Source organism: Variovorax sp. GW460-12-1-14-LB1, assembly GCF_059423605.1.
This window is the reverse complement of record NZ_JBWKYF010000037.1, coordinates 14852-32652: the sequence shown is the minus strand read 5'-3', so window position 1 is coordinate 32652 and position 17801 is coordinate 14852. Positions and strand designations below refer to the sequence as shown.

Sequence of the window (17801 nt, the reverse complement as noted above, 5' to 3'; positions counted from 1 at the left end):
TTGGCGGGATCTCACGGGATTGGCAATTCAAGCCACGGGGTTTGACCATGCTGTAACGAGGTCGGCTGTATCTGCTTGAACATTGGCAGAAAAGAACGGAGGACTGCAGCCCGCGCCCTCGCCTGTTGGCGGAAACTTTCGCACATGGCACTTTCCGCCAACATACGGAGCAACAAATGACCGCCGATCTCCTCTCTGCCGAACAGCAGCCCCGCCCTGCAGTAACTGGTTCCATCCGAAATCTTCCTGTCAACCTTTTCGGAGCTGTCATGGGCCTCTCAGGCCTTGCACTGGGTTGGCGCCTGGCCACCCAGTCTCTTGGCTTTGGCGTGCAAGTCGCGGATGCCCTGAGCATCTTTTCCAGCCTCGTTTTTCTGGCCATCACGGTCGCGTATCTTTTCAAGCTGGTGAAGCATCCCGGCGCTGTCCTGGCCGAGTTCCGCCACCCCATCGCTGGCAACTTCTTCGGAACAATCACCATCTCGCTGTTGCTGCAGTCGGCCGTACTGGGCCACTACTTCGGGCAGGTGGGACTGGTGTTGTGGATCGTTGGCACCGTCACGACACTCCTGGTGAGCTACGTCGTCGTTTCCCGGCTGCTATCCGGCGGGGGTGACCCCTCGCACGCCGTGCCTGCCTGGTTGATTCCCGGTGTTGCCGCGCTGGACATTGCCGTGACCTTCGCCTACACCGATCTACCGGGCTCCGCCGAGACTTTGCGTGTCGCTGCCGGCATTGGCACGGCCCTCGCCTTGGTGATGTTCACGATGATCGTTGTGAGACTCGTGCAGCGAGAGCCGCTCGCTGCGGCCATGACGCCTTCTCTGATGATTCTCGTGGCCCCGTTTGAGGTTGGCTTCCTCGCCTACACCAATCTCACAGGCGAAGTCGACGCCTTCGCCGCAATGCTCTTTTACTTCGGTCTCTTCCTGTTCCTGGTTCTGGCGCCCAAAGTGTTTCGGCCGGGCATTGCGTTCGGTCCCGCTTGGTGGGCGATCAGTTTCCCCCTCGCCGCGCTCGTCAACGCTGCACTCAAATATGCGTCCGTGCAGTCATCACAGCCCCTGACGTGGCTTGCGTGGGGCTTGCTGATCCTGCTCACTGCGGCTCTGTCGCTACTGACTGTGCGGACCTTCCGTATCGTCTTCAATGGCAAACTCCTTGCGAACTGAAGTGACCGAAACTCAGCGCTCACCAAGAGGGTCGCAGCCCCTGTCACGAAGGCAGTTTGAGCAGGCACGCGGTACGCACAGCCAACGGCTTCTTGATCTCCGAGCCGCTCACAGCTTGCCGACAAGGCCGCCATACACCGTCAGTTTCGAAACCAAGGAGTCGCTTTGGCTGCAGGGTCAGGAAGCCTTGCATGCACAAGGACTCCGAGGAGAAGCGATTGGGAATGAAATCAGCAACTACGTTGCGATGGCTCCTGCACGCAACGAACTGATGGCGCGCATCACATTCGATCCCACGACCGGTCAACAAGAAGTTTCCTCAGCGTCTCGACGTGCCCAAGAAGCCGATGCCGAGCAGGCAACGGATCTGGTTTTCTGTGGGCATGCGGTAAGAGGCCAACTCAGTAAGCGCGCGTTTGGGCACGGCACAGCATCTGAGCTCGTCTTGTATGTCGGATTTCACTTGACGGACCAACAGGCCGCTCACTTCTGCCTCTTCAGCAGCAAGGTGTCCTTTCACGTTGGTCGCTCAAAGCACCGTGTTGCTTCTGTGCCCTTGATCTTGCGCATGCGACTCGCAGCCGAATGGGCCCAATCATGAATGCGGCGACCGCATGGTTAGCGCTTTTCGCTGCTGGGGGACTCGAAATCCTATTTGCCGTCGGGCTGAAATCGGCCACAAGATTCGACCGCCCTTGGGTGTTGGCAGGCACGATCGCTTCGCTTCTCGGCAGCCTGTCACTGCTCACCTTCTCGCTGAGGCATTTGCCAGTCGGTTCTGCCTACGCCGTGTGGACAGGCATCGGTGCGGTCGGAACAGCGATTGTGGGCATGGTTCTCTTGGGAGAGTCGGCTTCGGCACTCCGGCTACTTTGCATTGGGCTGATTGTCATGGGCGTAGTCGGGCTTAAATCGCTCCACTAGCGGTCCCGAAGAAACCCCTCGTCGTGAGGGGCGAGGAATCTTGTGCAACAGCTAGATAGCTCCGACACCGGAACGAAAAAGCCGCCCTTGGGGCGGCTTTTTCATGAGCGATTGCCTTGCGTTCAGGCTGCCGAATGGGCCTTGACCCAGGCCACGTACTTGTCCATCCAGCCCTGCAGGAACTTCTGCGTGCCTTCGTTGCCGATGTGGCCCTTGTCGTCGAACAGGCCTTCCTTGGCCTGCAGGAACACCTCGGGGCCGCCCATCGTGGGCGCGTCGAGATACGCCAGGATGTTGCGCAGGTGCTGCTGCGCCAGCGCGGTGCCGATGGCGCCCACCGAAATGCCGAGCACGCCGGTCGGCTTGCCGGCCCACACGCTCTGGCCATAGGGGCGCGAGGCGTGGTCGATGGCGTTCTTCAGCACGCCGGGGATCGAGCGGTTGTATTCGGGCGTGACGAACAGCACGCCCTGCGCGGCGGCCACTTCGCTCTTGAGGCGCTTCACCTGCGCGGCCTGGTTGCCGTCGTCGTCCTGGTTGTACAGCGGCAGGTCGTCGATGCGCAGGGTCTCGAACGTGAAGTCCGACGGCGCGAGATGCGCCAGCGCCAGCGCCAGCTTGTGGTTGAACGAATCCTTGCGCAGGCTGCCGACGATGACGGCGATCCGGGTCTGTGCCATGGGTGGAACTCCTTGAAATGGAAAAGGCTGTCGGAATGACCGGGACGATTATGCGAAGCGCTCAAGACCTTTTCCAGAAAAGTTCATGACAACCGGCGCACCCGCCTGCGCGCGGCGCACGACCCCGTGGGCCAGTCGGTCCAGCCCGGTGCACAGCAGCCAGTAGATCGCGCCCACCAGCACGAAGATCTCCGCCGGATAGACCATGGTGCGTGCATTCACCTGCGAGGCCACGAACGACAACTCGCCCACGCCCACCACGTAGGCCAGCGAGCTGTCCTTCACGAGCGTGACCCACTGGTTGACGAACGACGGCAGCATCATCCGCAGCGCCTGCGGCAGCACGACGTGGCGCAGCGTGCCCCAGCGCGTGAGCCCGAGCGACAGCCCCGCCGCCCACTGCCCCGCCCCGATGCCGCGGACGCCCGCATGCACCGCGTGCGCCAGGTAGGCGCCGCCCACCAGCGACAGCGCGCACATCACCGACAGCACGCCCGGCACGCTCACGCCCAGCGCGAACGGCAGCAGGAAGTAGGTCCAGAAGATCAGCATCAGCACCGGGATCGCGCGCAGGAAGGCCAGCCCCAGCGTCAGCACGCGCTTGAGCGGCCCTCGCGCCATGGCCAGCCCGATGCCCCACGCCAGTCCCAGCAACGCCGACGCGATGCCCGAGCCGGCACTGAGCAGCACCGTGAGCGCCGCACCGCCCAGCTCGCCCTGCGGAAAGGCGCCCCACAGCAGGTACGGCAGGCTGTCCCACAGCATGTGCAGCGCGTCGCTCATGCTGCCGCCCTCCCCGGCACCGCCGACTGCCGACGCGCAGCCCACGCTGCCAGCAGCTCGATCGCGCCGATGGTCACGATGTAGAGCAGCGTCGCCACGCCGAAGGCCTGGAAGGTCTTGAAGGTTTCCGCCTCGACCTGGCGCGAGGCGTACGACAGCTCGACCAGCCCCACGGCCATCGCGAGCGAGGTGTTCTTGACGATGTTCATGTACTGACCCAGCAGCGGCGGCAACGCGATGCGCAGCGCCTGCGGCAGCACCACTTGCGCCAGCACCTGCGCGCGCGTGAAGCCCAGCGCCTGCGCCGCCAGCGTCTGCCCCACGGGCACGCCGCGGATGCCCGAGCGGATGTCCTCGCCCACGTAGGCGGCCGCATACAGCGTGAGCCCGAGCAGCGCCGACAGAAGTTCGAAGGAAATGAAACGCCCCGCCAACAGCCCTTCGCGCAGCGCCTCGGGCAGCAGGCTGGGCGCGCCGAAGTACCAGAAGAAGAGCTGCACCAGCAGCGGCGTGTTGCGAAACAGCGAGACGTACGCACCGCTCGCGCGCAGCCACGCGGGCCGGCTCGACGAGCGCCCCGCCGCCACGACCACACCCAGCAGCGTGGCGCCCGCCGCCACCAGCAGCGAGGCGCCCACGGTCACGAGCCAGCCGTCGAGCAGCCAGCCGAGGTAATGGGGCGCGAGCAGGTGCTCGCGCAGGAAATCGCTCAAGGCCGCATCGATCCGGTCGTTGCGCGCCCCATCAGTTGGCGGCCACGCGCTGGTCGCCGATCTTCAGCAGGCGTGGCAGCGGTGCCTTGCTGTTGGGGCCGAACCAGGTGTCGTAGATCGCCACAGCGCGGCCGTTCTTCTCGCTGTCGACCAGCCAGGCGTTGAGCGTCTCGAGCAGGCGCGTCTCGCCCTTGGCCACAGCCGCACCGAGGTATTCCTTCGACACCGTGATCGCCGGAATCTCGTACTTCTCCTTGTCGGGAATCGCGTTCCACTGCGCCGTGAGCTTCACGCCGTCGTTGGTGATGGCCTGCACGTTGCCGTTGCGCAGCGCGGCCAGCGCAAAGGGCGAATCGTCGTAGAGCACGACCTTGGCGTCGGGGTAGTTCTTGCGCAGGTTCGACTCCATGGTCGTGCCCTTCTCGGTGCCGATGCGGATGTCCTTGATCTGCGCAGCCTCCTTCAGCACGCCCTTCTTCGCCAGGAACTGCTGGCCGACCAGGAAGTACGGCGTGGTGAAGTCCACGGCCTTGGCGCGCTCGTCGGTGATGGTGAAGCTGGCGAACACCACGTCGGCCTTGCCCGAGGTGAGCAGCGGGATGCGGTTGGCCGGGTTGGTCGGCACCAGTTCGATCTTCACGCCCAGGCTTTTCGCGAACTCGGTCGCCAGGTCGATGTCGTGGCCGACCTGCTTCTTGCTGGCCGGGTCGATGTAGCCGAACGGCGGGTTGCCGTCGAACGCGGCCACGCGCAGCACGCCGGCCTTGCGGATGTCGTCGAGCTTGTCGGCCCAGGCGATGTTGCCCAGGGTGGTGAGAGCGCCGATTGCCAGGGCCAGGCTGGAAACGGTGAAAGAGTGGATGTTGCGGGTCATGCCTGCGCTTCGCTGGAAGTGGAAAAAGAGAGCGCGACTCTAGGCAGCGCTGCGTGCAGCGCCAACGAAGCAATTTCCGCTTGCATATGCAGCGATGAGTTGCGCATGAACAAATGACAAAAGCTTCGTGGCGCGAGACAGCGTCGATCCCTAGAGTGGCCAGCCTCTGCCTTCCGACTGACTGCTTTTTTCTTCTTCGGCCGCGCGATGCGGCCCCGCTCTTCCCATGCACTTCCCACGCTCTTCCTCGCCCGCCGTCTCCCGGCGCCTTCTGCTTCGCGCCGGCGTCGGCGCCGCCGCCGTGGCCGCCTCGGCCCCGCTGTTCGCCCAGACGCGCGCCCGCACGCTGCGCATCGGCTACCAGAAGTTCAACACGCTCAACATCCTCAAGGGCACGGGCCTGCTCGAGAAGGCGCTCGCACCGGCCGGCGTGAACGTCGAGTGGCGCGAGTTCCTCGGCGGCAGCCAGCTGTCGGAAGCACTCGCGGCCGGCGCCATCGACTTCGGCCATGCCTCCGACGGCATCGGCGTGTTCCAGCAGGCCAGCGGCAAGGGCCTGGCCTACCTCGCGGCCGAAAGCCCCTACCCCGGCGGCGTCGGCTTTTTGGTGCCGCGCGACTCGCCGATCCGCAGCGTGCGTGACCTCAAGAGCAAGAAGGTCGTCACCGGCCGCGGCTACAACACGCAGTACGTGCTGATCCGCGCACTCGAGGCGGCCGGCCTGCGCTACGAAGACATCGAGCCGGTCTACATCGTCACGGCCTCCGACACCGTGGCCGCCTACCAGTCGGGCAGCGTCGCGGCCATCGGCCTGTGGGACCCGTTCCTGGCCGGCGCGCAGGTGGCGACCGAGTCGCGCCTGCTGTTCGACGGTACCGGCCTGAGCGGCAACCGCACCTACCACTTCGCCCAGCCCGCCTTCGCGCGCGCCAACGCCGACACGCTGCGCACCGTGTTCGCCGAACTGCGCAAGGCCAACGACTGGGCGCAGGCCCACCCCGGCGACGTGGTGGCCACGCTCGCGCCGCAGCTCAAGGTCGAGCCCAAGGTGCTGGCGCTGGCGACCGAACGACGGCACTATGGCGTCGTGGCGCTCACGCCCGCCATCGCCCGCGAACAGCAGGGCCTGGCCGACGTGTTCGCGCAGCTGAAGCTCATTCCCCAGCCCATCGCGGTGAAGGATGCGTTTCTCGACCTGAACCTTGTGTGACGACGAAACCTCTCGCCCCGTGACCCGTTCCCCTACTCATTACGACGCGATCGTCATCGGCCTGGGCGCCCTCGGCGCGGCCACCCTCTACCAGCTCTCGCAACGCGGTGCGCGCGTGCTCGGCATCGACCAGTTCGCGCCGCCGCACGACCGCGGCTCCTCGCACGGCGACTCGCGCATCACGCGGCTGGCCGTCGGCGAAGGCGACGAGTACGTGCCGCTGGTGCACCGCTCGCACGCCATCTGGCGCGAGCTCGAGGCGCGCACCGGCCGCCCGCTGATGACCACCACCGGCGGCCTCATCCTCGCGCCGCGCGACCGCGTGGCCGCGCACCACGGCAAGTCCGACTTCGTGCGCCGCACCATCGCCTGCGCCGAGCGCTTCGACATCGCGCACGAGGTGCTCGACGCGGCCGGCATCCGCGCGCGCTACCCGCAGTTCCACCTGCAGGGCGACGAGATCGGCTACCTCGAGCGCGACGCCGGCTTCGTGCGCCCCGAAGACGCCATCGCCGCCCAGCTCGCCGTGGCCCGCGCCGACGGCGCACAGACCCGCACCGGCGAGCGCGTGCTGGGCGTCGAGCCCGTGGGCAACGGCGACACCGTGCGCGTGCGCACCGAAACCGCGAGCTTCACCGCCGACCAGGTGGTGGTCGCGGCCGGCGCCTGGCTGCCCGCATTCCTCGGCCGGCAGGCGCGCACCGACTGGCAGGCCCACTTCTCGGTGCACCGCCAGGTGATGCACTGGTTCGATACCGGCCCCGCCGCCGCGGCCGACTTCGCGCCCGGGCGTTTTCCCATCTTCATCTGGATGTTCGGCGACGCGCAGGAAGACTACATGTACGGTTTTCCGGCCTCCGATGCGTCGCAGCCCGCGCTGAAGGTCGCCACCGAGCAGTACGTCGACGCCACCACGCCCGACGCGCTTGTCCGCGAGGTGAGCGCCGAAGAAACCGCCGCCATGTACCGCCACCGCGTGGCCGGGCGCTTTCCGCAGATCGCGGGGCACGCGCTCAAGGCCCGCGCCTGCATGTACACCGTCACGCCCGACCGCCGCTTCGTGATCGACGCGCTCGACGGCCTGCCGAATGTGCTGATCGTCTCGGCCTGCTCCGGCCACGGCTTCAAGCACTCGGCCGGGCTGGGCGACGCCATCGCCGACCGCGTGCTGGGGCGCGAGAGCGCGCACAACCTCGACCTGCGGCCCTTTGGCCGCGAGCGACTGACGACCTCGCAACACCCCTGAGGCGCCCGCGCGCGATCCGGGGCATCATCGCTTCCGATCTTCAGTTTCTTCGGAGGCAGCGCGCGATGCGATTCCTGATGGTGGGTGCGGGAGCACTCGGTGGCTACTTCGGCGCACGCCTGCTCGCGGCAGGCCGCGATGTGACCTTTCTACTGCGTCCCGGCCGCGCGGCCCAGCTGGCCACGACCGGGCTCATCGTGCGCAGCCCCTTCGGCGACCTCGACCTGCCCACGCCGAAGCACGTGCTGGCCGAGCAGATCGGCGGCCCGTACGACGTGGTCGTGGTCGGCTGCAAGGCCTACGACCTCGACGCCACCATGGATTCGTTCGCGCCCGCCGTCGGACCCGACACCGTCATCCTCCCGCTGCTCAACGGCCTGGGCCACATCGACCGGCTGGTCGCGCGCTTCGGCGAGGCGCGCGTGCTCGGCGGCCTGTGCATGATCTCCGCCACGCTCGACGACGAGGGCCGCGTGCAGCACCTGAACGACATGCACAGCCTGAGCTACGGCGAACGCGCCGGCGGGCGCTCGCCGCGCATCGACGCCATCGCGGCCCAGTTCGCCGGCGCGAACTTCACTGCCACCGCGAGCGAGACCATCGCGCAGGACATGTGGGAGAAGTGGGTCTTCATCGCCTCGGCCGCGGGCCTCACGAGCCTCATGCACGCCTCCATCGGCGACATCGTGGCGGCCGGCGGCGAAGACGTGGCGCTTGCGATCTTCGACGAGTGCTGCGCCATCGCCGCCCACAACGGCTTTGCCCCGCGGCCCGGCGCCCTCACGCGCGGCCGCGCGGTGGTCACGACCGCCGGCTCGCCCATGACCGCCTCGATGTACAAGGACATGGCCCGCGGCGCACGCGTCGAGGCCGACCACATCCTGGGCGACCTGCTTGCCCGCGCACCGCGCAGCGCCTCGGCCAAACCGTCGGTGCTGCGCACGGCCTACGTGCACCTGAAGGCCTACGAGTTCCGGCGCGCCCGCGAGGCCGGTTGAACGGCAGCAAGCTCATGGCCGACACGCTCGCCTTCCTCCATACCGCGCAGGTGCATGTGCAGACCTTCGGCAGCCTGGCCCGCGAGATCGCGCCCGAGCTGCGCGTGCAGCACCTGGTGATGGAAGAGCTGCTCGCCGATGCGCGCACCCTGGGCGTCGACCACGCCGGCCTGGTGGCACGCGTCCACGAAGCCATGCGCGACGCCGCCTCGGACGGTGCCTCCGTCGTCGTGTGCACCTGCTCGACCATCGGCGGCATCGCCGAGAAGACCGCCACCGGCGGCGCCTTTGCGGCCCTGCGCATCGACCGCGCCATGGCCGACCGCGCCGTGCGCAACGGCCCGCGCGTGCTGATCGTCGGCGCCGTCGAAAGCACCATCGACCCGACCCTGTCGCTCGTGCTTTCAGCCGCGCGGCAAGCCGGCGTCGGCATCCGTGCCAGCACGCTGCTGGTCGAGGATGCCTGGGTGCATTTCCAGTCCGGCGACATCGCCCGCTACGTGACCACGCTGGCCGAATCGATCCGCGCCGCAGCCGACGGCACCGACGTGATCGTGCTGGCGCAGGCGTCGATGGCGCCGGTGACGAGGTTGCTGGCGGACCTTGAAGTCGATGTGCTCAGCAGCCCGCAGTTGGGGGTGACGCATGCGGTGGCCACGCTGCGGGCCCGTCATGCGGCGTTGAATCCATAGAAAAGTATCTATTCAAATAGGAATTCATTTCTCTTTGATTCCTCAATGGCGAGTGGGATAATTTATCTATTCACATAGATATGCAATGCCACCGTCCACTCCGCCGTCCCTGAGCGCCGCGGCCCTCGCCTTCATCCGTTCGCAAGGCGCCGCCACGAGCGCCGAGCTGCAGGCGCGGCTGGGCATCAGCCAGGCCACCGCCTCGCGCACGCTGGCACCGCTCGTTCGCAGCGCGCAGATCCTGAAGGTGGGCGCTGCGCGCTCGCAGATGTACGTGGCACCCCGGCACGTCGAGCGTGTGGGCAGCGAAGTGCCGGTTGTCGAGATCGATGCCGCCGGCCAGGCCTCGCCGTTCGGACGCATCGTGCCGCTGCAGGGCGGGCGTTGCTGGATGGACGAGCAGCAAGGCCGCAGTGCGCTGCATGACGGCCTGCCGTGGTTCCTTGCCGACATGCGTCCCCAGGGCTTCATCGGCCGCGCCTTCGCGCAGGGGCATCCCGAACTCGGGCTACCGCCCAACCCCGAGCACTGGAACGACGACGACGTGCTGCAGGCGCTCGCGCTGTGCGGCGAAGACCTGCCCGGCAACCTCGTGGTGGGTGCCGAATCCTTCCAGCGCTTTCATGCGTTGGGCGCACGCGCCGCTCGCACTGTCTCCGTGAGCGACTACCCCGCCATGGCGGAGCGCGCGATGCAGGGCACCCTGCCCGGCTCTTCGGCCGGCGGCGAACAGCCGAAGTTCTGCACGATGCGCGATGGCCGGCAGGTCATCGTCAAGTTCTCGCTCGCAGGCACGTCGGCCCTGGACCGGCGCTCGCGCGACCTCCTCGTCAGCGAGCACCTGGCACTGAGCACCCTGGCGCAAGCGGGCGTCGCCGCGGCCACCACGCGCGTCTTCATCGAAGGCGGGCGCGTGTTCCTGGAGGTCGAACGCTTCGACCGTTCGGCCCGAGGCCGCGTCGGCATGGTGTCGCTGATGGCGTACGACGCGCAGCACGTCGGCAGAATCGACAACTGGGCCGCCACGGCCAACCGGATGGCCTCGCGCGGCCTGCTGCGCGCCGATGATGCTCAGCGCCTGCGCTTTCTCGAAGCCTTTGGCCGCCTCATCGGCAACACCGACCGGCACTACGGCAACATCTCGCTGCTCCTCGAAGGGAACGCGTGGCGTCTGGCGCCCGCCTACGACGTGCTGCCCACGCTGTATGCACCGACCAGCGGCGAACTGCCGGCGCGCGACCTGGCGGCCACCGGACTGCTGCCGACCGTGGACACCCTGCAGGAATGGCCGCACGCCCGGCACCTGGCCGGCGTGTACTGGGACACCGTGGCAGCCGACGACCGCCTCTCAGCGGCCTTTCGCACGCTGGCGCGGCAGAACCGGCGGCTCATCGCCGAACTGCCCGGCGCCTAACCCGCGCCTAGTCCGACTTCAGGATCGTCTCCCCCTTCAACGCCCCCATGTCGCGGATGTTGAAGCGGTGGCGCTTCCAGCCCGCCCAGGTGCGGCGGAAGTTGGCGAGGGAGATGCCGTAGTACAGCACCTTGAACATGCGCAGCGCGCCCCACATCGGCGTGCCCTTGTAGATGTCGCCGGCCAGCAGCGACATCAGCGCCTCCTTCACCCGGAACGGGTTGCCGGGGTACATGAACATGTCGCGGATGGTCGGGTTGGTCACGCGGTAGATGAACCACGAGTACTCGCGCGGGCCCTTGCGCATCATGGCCTCGAAGCCTTCGCGGGCGCGGGCCAGCTCGGCCGGCTGGTCGAGCGCGGTGGCCACCAGCTCGGCGCCGTCGAAGGCGCTGTGCATCGCCAGGTACACGCCCGAGGAGAACATCGGGTCGATGAAGGTGAAGGCGTCGCCCAGCAGCAGGTAGTTGTCGCCGGTGGCGTGCGTGCTCGAGTACGAGAAGTTGCCCGTGGCGTGCACGGCGTCGTCGACCAGCGTAGCGTTCTTCAGGCGGTCGGCCAGCACCGGGCACAGCGCGATGGTGTCGTAGAAGAATTCCTTCAGCGACTTCTCGCGCGTCTTCAGGTAGTAGGGCCAGCACACCGCGCCCACGCTGGTCGTGCCGTCGGCCAGCGGAATGAACCAGAACCAGCCGTGCGGAAACCAGCAGATGCTGATGTTGCCTTCCTTCTTGCCCTCGAGCCGCTCGGCATTCGTGAAGTGGCCGAACAGCGCGGTGCTGTTGTGGTCGGGGTTCTTCTGCTTGCAGCGGAATTTGTTGGCCAGCAGCGTGTCGCGGCCCGTGGCGTCGATCACGAAGCGCGCGCGCCAGCTGCGCTTGGCGCCATCGTCCATCACGGCCTGCACGGTGGCGCCGTCGGCGTCGAAGGCCACGTCGCGCACCTTGCAGCCTTCGAAGGCCTGGGCACCGCGCGTGGCGGCGTTGCGAAACAGCAGCTCGTCGAGCTCGGAGCGGCGCACCTGCCAGGCGGAGTCGAGCGACTTGTCCCAGCCTTCGGCGAACTCCACGTAGCTGCGGTGCTCGTGCTCGGGCGAGACGAACTCGATGCCGAACTTCGGCATGCCGATCTTCTCGACCTGGTCGCGCACGCCGAGCCTGTCGAACAGCTCGACGTTCGCGGGCAGCAGCGATTCGCCGATGTGAAAACGCGGGTGGTGCTCTTTCTCGACCAGCACCACCCTGCGCCCCTGCTGCGCCAGCAGCGCCGCGACGGTCGAGCCCGCGGGGCCGCCGCCGATCACGAACACATCGCAGGAATCGCTGACAGAAGAAGGAGCACCGGAAGAAGAAACCTGAGGCTGGGACATGCGAAGACAAGCAGCGTGATGGACAGCGACAGAGCATAGCGCGCCCGCATCGCACGACGCAAAACGGGCTGGCGGCGCGGGGCCGGAGGCGGCACACTGGCGGCCCGTTCAGCCCCCTACCCCTTGCGCACCATGACCCTGCACCGCCTTGCCCTGCTCGCTGCCCTCTGCGTGTCTGCCGCATGGAGCCATGCCGCGGGCTTCAGCTTCATCGAAGTGCCGGCCGACAAGGACGGGCCGGCCTTGCGCGGTGCCGTGTGGACGCCTTGCGAGGCGGCACCCGGCGAGATCGCGTTCGGCCTGATCGCCATTTCGGCCACCAAGGACTGCCCCGTCGCCGGCACGGGCCTGCCGCTGGTGCTGATGTCGCACGGCTCGGGCGGCTCGTTCCTCGGCCACCACGACACGGCGGCGGCGCTGGCCGACGCGGGCTTCGTGGTCGCCGCCATCAACCATCCGAACGACAACTTCCAGGACATGGAACGCCGGGGCCATCTCTCGACATTTGCCGCGCGGCCCGTCGACATGCGGCGGCTGGCGGATCACATGCTCAAGACGTGGCCCGGGCACACGAAGCTCGCCGCCGATCAGGTCGGCTTCTTCGGCTTCTCCCGCGGCGGCTACACCGGCCTCGTGGCGACGGGCGCAGTGCCCGACTTCAAGCTGGGCCTGCGCTTTTGCACGCCGGCGTCGAAGATTCCGTTCTGCGGCCAGATCCAGCGCCAGGAACTGCCTGCGCCGCCGGTGCGCGATGCGCGCATCAAGGCAGCGGTGATCGTCGACCCGTTGAGTTTTTTCGATGCCGAGGGGCTTAAGCAGGTCACGGTGCCCATCCAGCTCTGGGCTTCCGCGCGCGGCGGCGACGGGGTGACGCTGGACGACGTCGAAGCGGTTCGCCGCAACCTGCCTTCCGCGCCGGACTGGTACGTGCCCGCGAACACTGCGCACTTCGCCTTCCTGGCGCCCTGCGCGCCGGCCATGGCCAAGGCCTTGCCGGAGATCTGCAGCGATGCCGGCGGCTTCGACCGCGTCGCCTTCCACGCCGACTTCAATGCCAAGGTGCTCGCCTTCTTCAGGCAGCACCTGGCATCGAAGCCCTGAGCCGACTCAGCGCGTGCGCCGCTGGCCGGCGAGCCGCCGCACCACCGTCACCAGCCGGTCGATCTCGTCGAAGGTGTTGTAGAACGCCAGCGACGGCCGCACCGTGGTCTCGACGCCGAAGCGCCGCAGGATCGGCTGCGCGCAGTGGTGTCCCGTGCGCACCGCGATGCCCTCGTCGTTGAGCGCGTGGCCCACCTCTTCGGTGGTGTAGCCGTCGAGCACGAAGGACATCACGCTGGCCTTGTCGGCCGCCGTGCCGATCAGCCGCACGCCGGGAATCGCGCCCAGTTGGGCCATGCCGTACACCAGCAGGTCGTGCTCGTAGCGCGCGATGTTCTCGATGCCGACCTTGTTCACGTAGTCGATGGCCGCGCCCAGGCCCACGGCATCGGCGATGTTGCCGGTGCCGGCCTCGAACTTGTTCGGGATCGGCTGGAACACGGTCTTCTCGAAGGTCACGTCGGCAATCATGTTGCCGCCGCCCTGCCACGGGGGCATGTCTTCGAGCACTTCGCGCTTGCCCCAGACCACGCCGATGCCGGTCGGGCCGAACACCTTGTGGCCGGAGAACACGAAGAAGTCGGCGCCGAGGTCCTGCACATCGACCCGCATGTGCGAGACCGACTGCGCGCCATCGACCAGCGCCTTCGCGCCCGCGCGGTGCGCCAGCTCGACGATCTCCTTCACCGGCACCACGGTGCCCAGTGCGTTCGAGACCTGCGTGACGGCGACGATCTTCGTGCGGTCCTTGAGCAGCTTGCGGTATTCGTCGAGCAGCACCTGGCCCGAGTCGTCCACCGGGATCACGCGCAGCTTCGCGCCCTTGGCGGCGGCGAGCTGCTGCCACGGCACGATGTTGGCGTGGTGCTCGAGGTTCGACACGATGATCTCGTCGCCCTCGCCCACGTGCTGGCCGCCCCAGCTCTTGGCCACGAGGTTGATGGCCTCGGTGGTGCCGCGCACGAAGATCACCTCGTCGACTTCCGGCGCATTGATGAACTTGCGGACGCGCTCGCGTGCGCCCTCGTACGCATCGGTCGCACGCGCAGCGAGTTCATGCGCCGCACGATGGATGTTCGAGTTCTCGTGCTCGTAGAAGTACGCGATGCGGTCGATGACCGATTGCGGCTTGTGCGTGGTGGCCGCGTTGTCGAACCACACGAGCTGCTTGCCGTTCACCCGCTCCTGCAGGATCGGGAAGTCGCGGCGCACGGCGTGCACATCGAACGGCGGATGCTGGCCGCTGCCGGCCAGCGGCACTGCATCGGGGCCACGTGGATCGGGCTTGGCCGGTGTGACAAAGCCGTTGGGCAGACGCACTGCATCGACGAAGTAGAACTGCGCGTCGCGTCCGGCCGGTGCCGAAGGCGGGCTCGGCGGCAACGCAGGCTGCACCGTCGGCGCGGCAAGACCCGCGAACGGATCGTGGATCGCGAAACCGTCACTGGCGCTGGCCATCGGATGCCCGTAGCTGTTGTTCAGGAAGTAGAACGGCGATGCGGAGGCCGCCTGCGGCGACGCGGGCGCCCCCACCTGCTGCGGCACGCCTTGCACCACGCCGCCCGAGCGCGGCTCGAAAGCCGGCGCCACCGACAGCACCGTGTCCGGCACGCCGTTGCCCGCCAACGCATGCGGCAACAAGGCCGGCGCGCGGTTCGCGAGCGACGGCAGCTGCGTCGGCGATGCCGGCAGCACATTGGCGCCCGGAATCTGCCCCTGCGGGATCGGCGTGCCCGGCACGCTCGGCCCGAAGCCGGCGGGGCTCACCAGCGGCGAGCCCGGCGGTGCGACGTTGGCGGGAAACTGCGCGCCCGGCGGCGCGGAGAACATGGCGCTGGCCATGCGCGCGAGAACGGCCGGATCGAACGGCGCCTCGCCCGGGAACGTGGGTGTGCTGCTCACCGCGGCTTACTTGTAGGTGTCGGGATAGTCGTGGTACTTGCCGATCTCGACGTCGTCGAGCACGGCGAGCGCGTCGGTGGTCAGCACCGCGAGCGAGCAGTACAGCGAGATCAGGTACGACGCGATCGCGTGGTTGTTGATGCCCATGAAGCGCACCGACAGCCCCGGGCTCTGCTCGCCCGACAGGCCCGGCTGGAACAGCCCCACCACGCCCTGGCGCTTGTCGCCCACGCGCAGCAGCAGGATCTTGCTCTTGCCGTCGGCCACCGGCACCTTGTTCGACGGAATCAGCGGAATGCCGCGCCAGGTGATGAACTGCGAACCGAACAGGCTCACCGTGGGCGGCGGCGTGCCGCGGCGCGTGGCTTCACGACCGAAGGCGGCAATGGCCAGCGGATGCGTGAGGAAGAACGCGGGCTCCTTCCACACCTTGGTCAGCAGCTCGTCCAGGTCGTCGGGCGTGGGCGCGCCGGTCAGCGGGAAGATGCGCTGCTCTTCGCTCACCTGGGCCAGCAGGCCGTAGTCGGGGTTGTTGATGAGCTCGCTCTCCTGGTTCTCCTTGATCGTCTCGATCGTGAGGCGCAGCTGCTCCTTGATCTGGTCGTGCGGGCTGCTGTACAGGTCGGAGATGCGGGTGTGCACGTCGAGCACGGTGCTCACGGCATTGAGGTAGTGCTCGCGCGGGTTCTCTTCGTAGTCGACGAAGGTGCGCGGCAGCTGGTTCTCTTCTTCGCGCGAGGTGCAGGTGACCTTGATCGACTCGGGGTTCTTGACCTTGTTGACGCGGTAGATGCCCGCTTCCACCGGCACCCACTGCAGCAGGTGCGTCAGCCAGCGCGGGCTGATGGTCTCGAGTTGGGGAACGGTCTTGGTGGCGTTGGCTAGCTGGCGGGCGGCGTTGTCGCCAAGGGCGGTGGTACCACCGACTGTTGCACTCATGGATCAAGGCTCCGTGGGTTGAGGAAAAAGTGATCGCCAGTGTCTGGCGACCACGGGTTTCCCCTCAACAGGCTATAGCCGCCAAGTTGATCCGCCGTGCAAGGCGCGACTGCTCCAGTTGCTCGCAACGCGCGAGCAGGTTGACGATGTTGATGCCCAGCGCGGTGGCCAGCTTCTGCGCCGTGACGATCGACGGGATCACGCGCCCGCGCTCGATCTCGCCCACGTACGAGCGGTTCAGATCGGAACGCTCGGCCAGCTCTTCCTGCGACCAGCCCTGCCCTTCGCGCAGCTGGCGCACGGTGACGCCGAAGTCTTCGACGAAGGCTTTCATACGCTGCCCGCCTTCGGTGCGCTGTTGTTCTGCAGGCTGGCCTGCGTGACGCTGGCACCGGGCTTCACGTCGTCGGTGATCCACACGTTGCCGCCGATGACCGCGCCCTTGCCGAGCGTTACGCGGCCCAGGATGGTGGCGCCGGCATAGATGACCACGTCGTCCTCCACCACCGGGTGGCGCGGCAGGCCCTTCTGCAGGTTGCCTTCGGCGTCGGTGGGGAAGCGCTTGGCGCCGAGCGTGACGGCCTGGTACAGCCGCACGCGCTTGCCGATGACGGCCGTCTCGCCGATCACGACGCCGGTGCCGTGGTCCATGAAGAAGCCCGCATCGATCGTCGCGCCCGGGTGGATGTCGATGCCGGTCTGCGCATGCGCCAGCTCGGCCACGATGCGCGCGAGCAGCGGCAGGCCGAGCTCGTAGAGCCGGTGCGCGAGGCGGTGATGGATCATCGCGAGCACGCCCGGATAGCACAGTAGAACCTCGTCGACGCTGCGCGCGGCAGGGTCGCCCTGGTAGGCCGCGAGCACGTCGCTGTCGAGCAGCCGACGCAGGCCCGGCAGCGCGTTCGCGAACTGGCGCACGGCTTCGGTGGCCGCTGCGTCGATCTCGCTCGCGGGGCGCGGCGCCAGCCGTGCGTTGAAATTCAGCTCGAGCCGCGCCTGCACCAGCAGCGCCTGCAAGGCGGCGTCAAGCGTGTGGCCCACGTAGAAATCCTCGCTCTCGTGGCGCAGGTCCGGTGGGCCCAGCCGCATCGGAAAGAGCGCGCCCTTGAGCGATTCGACGATCTGCGCCAGCGCATCGCGCGACGGAAACTCGCGCGCACCGGGCTCGCGCGAACGGCGCTGCGAATCGCGCCACTCGTCGCGCACCTCGTGCAGGGCGCGCACGATGTCACTCACTTCGAATTGAGCCATGTGTGTTTTCCTCCCGTGTGTTTCTATCGGTGTGGGTTCAGTCCTGCACCCACGGCAGGCCATGGAAACGCCAGCCGTCGGACCCGCCGCGATGCTGCCGCGCATCGATCTCGCCCTCGAAGCCTTCGAGCACGTTGAACACCTGCGTGAAGCCGGCCTTGGCCGCGGCTTCGGCCGCCAATGCGGAGCGCTTGCCGCTGCGGCACAGCAGCAGCACCACGGCTTCCTTGCCGCCGTCCTTGGCCAGCTTGGCTTCGAGCTCGCGCACGAAGCGCGGGTTGCGGGTGAGCGCGGTGCCTGTGGCCCAGGCCACGTGCAGGCTGTCGGGCACGTGGCCGACGAACTTGCGTTCTTCGCCGGAGCGCACGTCCACGAGCAGGGCGTGGCCGTCCTGCACCAGCTGCCAGGCCACGGGGGGCGTCACGCCGCCGGCGTAGGGCCAGTTCTTTTCGATGGCTTGAGCGCGCGCCTGTTCGAGGGCGGGCGGCAAGGCGATGACGTCTTCAACTTCCACGGACATGCGGTTCGGCTCC

At 67.6% G+C, this 17801-nt stretch carries 19 protein-coding genes; 9 read left to right on the top strand and 10 right to left on the bottom strand.

Annotated elements, in window-relative coordinates; translation table 11 throughout:
* The first annotated feature begins 176 nt into the window (after positions 1–176).
* From AC07Y4_RS19165 to AC07Y4_RS19155, 3 genes are read left to right on the top strand one after another with little or no spacing between them, the layout of a single operon-like run.
* Positions 177–1172 (top strand): SLAC1 anion channel family protein, encoded by a 996-nt coding sequence (locus AC07Y4_RS19165; RefSeq protein WP_487846850.1) that lies wholly within the window; start codon positions 177–179, stop codon positions 1170–1172.
* Positions 1150–1773 carry a DUF3501 family protein gene (locus tag AC07Y4_RS19160; RefSeq protein WP_487846849.1) on the top strand — a complete coding sequence of 208 codons (624 nt, stop codon included), beginning with the start codon at positions 1150–1152 and terminating at the stop codon, positions 1771–1773. The genes AC07Y4_RS19165 and AC07Y4_RS19160 overlap by 23 nt, the downstream gene beginning before the upstream one ends.
* Positions 1758–2096: a DMT family transporter gene (locus AC07Y4_RS19155; protein WP_487846848.1), complete on the top strand. Its 339-nt coding sequence runs from the start codon at positions 1758–1760 to the stop codon at positions 2094–2096. Before AC07Y4_RS19160 ends, AC07Y4_RS19155 begins: the two co-directional genes overlap by 16 nt.
* Before the next feature lie 122 nt (positions 2097–2218).
* On the opposite strand, the gene AC07Y4_RS19150 is transcribed toward AC07Y4_RS19155, so the two are convergent.
* From AC07Y4_RS19150 to AC07Y4_RS19135, 4 genes are read right to left on the bottom strand one after another with little or no spacing between them, the layout of a single operon-like run.
* Positions 2219–2776 carry an NADPH-dependent FMN reductase gene (locus AC07Y4_RS19150; protein WP_062470062.1) on the bottom strand — a complete coding sequence of 186 codons (558 nt, stop codon included), beginning with the start codon at positions 2774–2776 and terminating at the stop codon, positions 2219–2221.
* Between the two features lie 48 nt (positions 2777–2824).
* Entirely contained in the window at positions 2825–3559 is a 735-nt protein-coding gene (locus AC07Y4_RS19145) for an amino acid ABC transporter permease (RefSeq protein ID WP_487846847.1), read from the bottom strand.
* The gene (locus AC07Y4_RS19140; protein ID WP_307635729.1) at positions 3556–4272 is read right to left on the bottom strand and encodes an amino acid ABC transporter permease; all 717 of its coding nucleotides are present in this window, start codon (positions 4270–4272) and stop codon (positions 3556–3558) included. Before AC07Y4_RS19140 ends, AC07Y4_RS19145 begins: the two co-directional genes overlap by 4 nt.
* A gap of 31 nt (positions 4273–4303) precedes the next feature.
* Positions 4304–5146 (bottom strand): transporter substrate-binding domain-containing protein, encoded by an 843-nt coding sequence (locus AC07Y4_RS19135; protein ID WP_487846846.1) that lies wholly within the window; start codon positions 5144–5146, stop codon positions 4304–4306.
* A 226-nt stretch (positions 5147–5372) separates the two neighbouring features.
* Between AC07Y4_RS19135 and AC07Y4_RS19130 the strand changes: the two genes are divergently transcribed.
* From AC07Y4_RS19130 to yjjJ, 5 genes are all read left to right on the top strand, one after another.
* Positions 5373–6356, top strand: a complete 984-nt coding sequence (locus AC07Y4_RS19130; protein WP_487846845.1) for an aliphatic sulfonate ABC transporter substrate-binding protein — start codon at positions 5373–5375, stop codon at positions 6354–6356.
* Between the two features lie 19 nt (positions 6357–6375).
* Positions 6376–7602, top strand: a complete 1227-nt coding sequence (gene solA / locus AC07Y4_RS19125; RefSeq protein WP_487846844.1) for an N-methyl-L-tryptophan oxidase — start codon at positions 6376–6378, stop codon at positions 7600–7602.
* A gap of 65 nt (positions 7603–7667) precedes the next feature.
* Positions 7668–8600 (top strand): 2-dehydropantoate 2-reductase, encoded by a 933-nt coding sequence (gene panE / locus AC07Y4_RS19120; RefSeq protein ID WP_487846843.1) that lies wholly within the window; start codon positions 7668–7670, stop codon positions 8598–8600.
* A gap of 14 nt (positions 8601–8614) precedes the next feature.
* Positions 8615–9292, top strand: a complete 678-nt coding sequence (locus tag AC07Y4_RS19115) for an aspartate/glutamate racemase family protein (protein WP_487846842.1) — start codon at positions 8615–8617, stop codon at positions 9290–9292.
* An 85-nt stretch (positions 9293–9377) separates the two neighbouring features.
* A complete protein-coding gene (yjjJ, locus tag AC07Y4_RS19110; RefSeq protein ID WP_487846841.1) occupies positions 9378–10706 on the top strand; it encodes a type II toxin-antitoxin system HipA family toxin YjjJ in 1329 nt (442 codons plus the stop codon).
* Between the two features lie 7 nt (positions 10707–10713).
* Here the strand turns inward: yjjJ and AC07Y4_RS19105 are convergent, their stop codons facing one another.
* On the bottom strand, positions 10714–12075 hold the full coding sequence (locus tag AC07Y4_RS19105; protein WP_307635724.1) for an NAD(P)/FAD-dependent oxidoreductase: 1362 nt from the start codon (positions 12073–12075) through the stop codon (positions 10714–10716).
* A 132-nt stretch (positions 12076–12207) separates the two neighbouring features.
* On the opposite strand from AC07Y4_RS19105, the gene AC07Y4_RS19100 reads away from it, so the two are divergent.
* Positions 12208–13176, top strand: a complete 969-nt coding sequence (locus AC07Y4_RS19100) for an alpha/beta hydrolase family protein (protein ID WP_487846840.1) — start codon at positions 12208–12210, stop codon at positions 13174–13176.
* Between the two features lie 6 nt (positions 13177–13182).
* On the opposite strand, the gene AC07Y4_RS19095 is transcribed toward AC07Y4_RS19100, so the two are convergent.
* The 5 genes from AC07Y4_RS19095 to AC07Y4_RS19075 all read right to left on the bottom strand — a co-directional run bounded on the left by AC07Y4_RS19095 (position 13183) and on the right by AC07Y4_RS19075 (position 17788).
* Positions 13183–15018 (bottom strand): family 2A encapsulin nanocompartment cargo protein cysteine desulfurase, encoded by a 1836-nt coding sequence (locus AC07Y4_RS19095; RefSeq protein ID WP_495274922.1) that lies wholly within the window; start codon positions 15016–15018, stop codon positions 13183–13185.
* Between the two features lie 66 nt (positions 15019–15084).
* Positions 15085–16017, bottom strand: a complete 933-nt coding sequence (locus AC07Y4_RS19090) for a family 2A encapsulin nanocompartment shell protein (protein ID WP_042579703.1) — start codon at positions 16015–16017, stop codon at positions 15085–15087.
* A 64-nt stretch (positions 16018–16081) separates the two neighbouring features.
* On the bottom strand, positions 16082–16351 hold the full coding sequence (locus AC07Y4_RS19085; RefSeq protein WP_062470032.1) for a helix-turn-helix domain-containing protein: 270 nt from the start codon (positions 16349–16351) through the stop codon (positions 16082–16084).
* Positions 16348–17268: a serine O-acetyltransferase EpsC gene (gene epsC / locus AC07Y4_RS19080; protein ID WP_062470029.1), complete on the bottom strand. Its 921-nt coding sequence runs from the start codon at positions 17266–17268 to the stop codon at positions 16348–16350. The genes AC07Y4_RS19085 and epsC overlap by 4 nt, the downstream gene beginning before the upstream one ends.
* A 37-nt stretch (positions 17269–17305) precedes the next feature.
* Complete coding sequence (locus tag AC07Y4_RS19075; RefSeq protein ID WP_487846839.1) at positions 17306–17788, bottom strand: rhodanese-like domain-containing protein; 483 nt, start codon at positions 17786–17788, stop codon at positions 17306–17308.
* Positions 17789–17801: the final 13 nt, after the last annotated feature.

What these genes read in the sequence shown, in the direction of transcription:
- AC07Y4_RS19165 (WP_487846850.1), top strand. Translation starts at nt 177, where the DNA reads ATGACCGCCGATCTCCTCTCTGCCGAACAGCAGCCCCGCCCTGCAGTA.
- AC07Y4_RS19160 (WP_487846849.1), top strand. Translation starts at nt 1,150, where the DNA reads ATGGCAAACTCCTTGCGAACTGAAGTGACCGAAACTCAGCGCTCACCA.
- AC07Y4_RS19155 (WP_487846848.1), top strand. Translation starts at nt 1,758, where the DNA reads ATGGGCCCAATCATGAATGCGGCGACCGCATGGTTAGCGCTTTTCGCT.
- AC07Y4_RS19150 (WP_062470062.1), bottom strand. Translation starts at nt 2,776, where the DNA reads ATGGCACAGACCCGGATCGCCGTCATCGTCGGCAGCCTGCGCAAGGAT.
- AC07Y4_RS19145 (WP_487846847.1), bottom strand. Translation starts at nt 3,559, where the DNA reads ATGAGCGACGCGCTGCACATGCTGTGGGACAGCCTGCCGTACCTGCTG.
- AC07Y4_RS19135 (WP_487846846.1), bottom strand. Translation starts at nt 5,146, where the DNA reads ATGACCCGCAACATCCACTCTTTCACCGTTTCCAGCCTGGCCCTGGCA.
- AC07Y4_RS19130 (WP_487846845.1), top strand. Translation starts at nt 5,373, where the DNA reads ATGCACTTCCCACGCTCTTCCTCGCCCGCCGTCTCCCGGCGCCTTCTG.
- panE (WP_487846843.1), top strand. Translation starts at nt 7,668, where the DNA reads ATGCGATTCCTGATGGTGGGTGCGGGAGCACTCGGTGGCTACTTCGGC.
- AC07Y4_RS19115 (WP_487846842.1), top strand. Translation starts at nt 8,615, where the DNA reads ATGGCCGACACGCTCGCCTTCCTCCATACCGCGCAGGTGCATGTGCAG.
- yjjJ (WP_487846841.1), top strand. Translation starts at nt 9,378, where the DNA reads ATGCCACCGTCCACTCCGCCGTCCCTGAGCGCCGCGGCCCTCGCCTTC.
- AC07Y4_RS19105 (WP_307635724.1), bottom strand. Translation starts at nt 12,075, where the DNA reads ATGTCCCAGCCTCAGGTTTCTTCTTCCGGTGCTCCTTCTTCTGTCAGC.
- AC07Y4_RS19100 (WP_487846840.1), top strand. Translation starts at nt 12,208, where the DNA reads ATGACCCTGCACCGCCTTGCCCTGCTCGCTGCCCTCTGCGTGTCTGCC.
- AC07Y4_RS19095 (WP_495274922.1), bottom strand. Translation starts at nt 15,018, where the DNA reads ATGGCCAGCGCCATGTTCTCCGCGCCGCCGGGCGCGCAGTTTCCCGCC.
- AC07Y4_RS19090 (WP_042579703.1), bottom strand. Translation starts at nt 16,017, where the DNA reads ATGAGTGCAACAGTCGGTGGTACCACCGCCCTTGGCGACAACGCCGCC.
- AC07Y4_RS19085 (WP_062470032.1), bottom strand. Translation starts at nt 16,351, where the DNA reads ATGAAAGCCTTCGTCGAAGACTTCGGCGTCACCGTGCGCCAGCTGCGC.
- epsC (WP_062470029.1), bottom strand. Translation starts at nt 17,268, where the DNA reads ATGGCTCAATTCGAAGTGAGTGACATCGTGCGCGCCCTGCACGAGGTG.
- AC07Y4_RS19075 (WP_487846839.1), bottom strand. Translation starts at nt 17,788, where the DNA reads ATGTCCGTGGAAGTTGAAGACGTCATCGCCTTGCCGCCCGCCCTCGAA.